Genomic DNA, 2602 nt, shown 5'->3' with positions numbered 1-2602 from the left:
CGGATCCGAGTGGGTATTTGTGGGATAAAATCACGAAGCCATTTAAACAGGCCGGGCGAGGTCTTATAAGAGCTGCTACGCGTGTGTTTGGGCCTGAGCTGGTCAATATTGCGGGTAATGTATTGTCTGTATTTTGTGGACCAGCAGTAGGTGCTTGTGCTGCTGCTTGGAACTATGAGTTTACTCGTGCAATGGGGGGGAGTTCATCTCAAGCACTCAGAGCAGGAGTAATCGGAGGCTTAACGGCTCAAGCATTTTATGGGGTTGGGCAGCAATTTAATAAATTAGGTGCGAATAATCTAAAACAGTTTGGTAGTGTAGAAGGGGCAAAGGCTGCAGGGCTCATCGAGTTTGGTGGCAATATGTTAACCGGTGGACAAGTAGCTGGACAAATTGGCGCGCACGCAGTAATTGGAGGTATTTCGGCAGAGCTGAGCGGCGGTAAATTTGGCCATGGCTTTGTAAGCGCGGGTGTTACTAAAGGTGTTGGAGGTGTGTTTTTACCCGGTGGTGGAGACTTAAAGCTGAGCCAAATTGTAAAAGGCACGGTTATTTCAGCGATAATTGGTGGTACAGTATCGGAGCTTACAGGTGGAAAATTTGCCAATGGTGCTCGTACTGGGGCAATGCAGTATGTGTTGAATCAGACGGCTGAGTCGATTAGGGAGATTTATAATGCTTTTGGTGTTGGAAATCAAAACCCCTCTAGGGAAAAGATTGAAAAAAAACTTAGAGCTCTGTCGGTAGAATACGACGTTCCAGAACGAGCACTTGTTGCTATGGTATCGGCAGAATCAGATTTTAGACAATTCGAAAGTGATGGCACACCGCTAATTACGCCAGATCCAAATTCTAGCGCTGCTGGTCTTGGACAAGTTACACGGTATACAGCTGGTCTTTATGGAGAGAGTTACGATAGACTGCTTCATTATTGGGAATATAACCTAGAGGTTTCCGTTAAGGTTTTTGCCGCTGGATATCATCACTCTTGGAATCGTTCAGGCGATTTGAGGTTAAGAGCTGCTAGAGCATATGGTATCTATCATGATGGCTATTTTCCAAAGGGGATGCCATCTTACAATTCAAATAGAGGTTATCAGAACTCCTCATGGGAAACGCGTTTTTTATCGAGGTATGATTAATGAAAGTAATACTAGTTTTATTTTTATCATTTTTTTCAATAACTGCTTGTGCCAACTCCTTAAGGCTATCTCCAATAGATAATTATAGAGTTAAACACGGGTTGAGTAGCTTCGAAGGAGGAGGGTTTCTTAATTCTTATTACTTACCTGACAAGAAGTTTAAAATAAAAAAGGTTTATTATCGGAGCGGAAAGTTTACTGAAAGTAAAGTTGATCTATCTCATTTGGATACCAAAGCCATAAGAAGCAAACATGTTGCAGCTATGAATGGCATTTTAGAAAATGTATTGAATTTCAAGGAAAGTGTGAAGTTGGGTGGTGATTATGCTTTATGGAGAAGTCTTCATAATGGTAACTACAAAATATCATTAAATTTCAACTTTGGCATGATTTCATCATTGCTCATTATTAATAATGAAAGCTATGAGTTCGAAGGAGGGGTTGTAGACAATATTTATGAGTTTGAGGATGATACCATTGTTATTTCCTTATTATATTGTGGCGCTACATCTTGCTCTTCAGAATTAAAGTCGTTTAAAAAGTAATATAGATGACTGTATGCATACTTCATTTATTTCAATTCATAAATATAGGAAACAATAAATAAAAAACACCCATTCAAAAGCCCCAGCATTAGCTGGAAGCAATACATGTGACACCCACTCAAATTTGGGAAGACAAAATTTGAGGTGACATCCATTCAAAATTGGCGCTCAGTGAGCGCCTTTTTTCTGTACAATCACGCCAGCGCGGTGTGCAGTGGAAAGCCGAATTCAACATGCAAGTGCACCAAGTATAAAAACAAGATAGAAATAAGGCACTTCTCAGCTTCTGCTAATGTAAATGTGCGACCACTTACATTTTAGGAGTTAAGAAATGCCTTATGAACATCTTAACAGCTTTGAACGAAAAGCAATCTATTATCGCTACAATAGCGGTGAAAGTTACCGTTCGATCGGCCGTTTACTTAATCGACATCACACCACCATCATGCGTGAAGTAAAGAGGAATAAACCACCATACTATACTTACTTCGATGAATCTGCAGAAGACTTAGCTGTCGAACGGAGAAAGAAGCCAAGGCATACAAAAAAGCGTTCAAATAAAGCGCTTTATAATCATGTTGTGCATAAATTATATGAAGGATGGTCTCCGGATGCGATTGCTGGAAGACTCAAAAAAAATCACCCTAATGACAAAGAAAAACGAGTGAGCCATGAGACTATTTATCAATGGGTTATTAAGGACTATCAAGCAGGTGGTGAGCTATATAAAGCGCTACCAAAACGTCACAAGAAGAGAAAAAAGCAACGTAAATACGGCGACTTACGCGGCAAAATAAAAGACAGGGTTAGTATCCATGAGCGGCCTGTGATTGTAGAGGAACGGACTCGTATTGGCGACTGGGAGGGTGATCTTGTTGAAGGAAAAAAAGGGTCTGGATATATAGTTACTCACGT

Annotated in this window: 3 protein-coding genes; all 3 read left to right on the top strand. The window is 40.6% G+C overall.

What is annotated here, in order from left to right; genetic code table 11:
- Positions 1–1142: hypothetical protein (locus tag N483_RS27385; protein ID WP_196764428.1), on the top strand; the 1142-nt coding region annotated here is incomplete at its 5' end.
- On the top strand, positions 1142–1687 hold the full coding sequence (locus N483_RS24710; RefSeq protein WP_023397475.1) for a hypothetical protein: 546 nt from the start codon (positions 1142–1144) through the stop codon (positions 1685–1687). The genes N483_RS27385 and N483_RS24710, both read left to right, overlap by 1 nt.
- A 331-nt stretch (positions 1688–2018) precedes the next feature.
- A partial coding sequence (locus N483_RS24705; protein ID WP_155735431.1) for an IS30 family transposase occupies positions 2019–2602 on the top strand: 584 nt, incomplete at its 3' end.

The organism is Pseudoalteromonas luteoviolacea NCIMB 1944 (assembly GCF_001625565.1).
Taxonomy (GTDB): domain Bacteria; phylum Pseudomonadota; class Gammaproteobacteria; order Enterobacterales; family Alteromonadaceae; genus Pseudoalteromonas; species Pseudoalteromonas luteoviolacea_F.
This window is presented reverse-complemented; position numbering and strand designations above follow the sequence as displayed.

Excerpts from the sequence above, each read along its gene's own strand:
- N483_RS24710 (WP_023397475.1), top strand. The coding sequence starts at position 1,142 with ATGAAAGTAATACTAGTTTTATTTTTATCATTTTTTTCAATAACTGCT.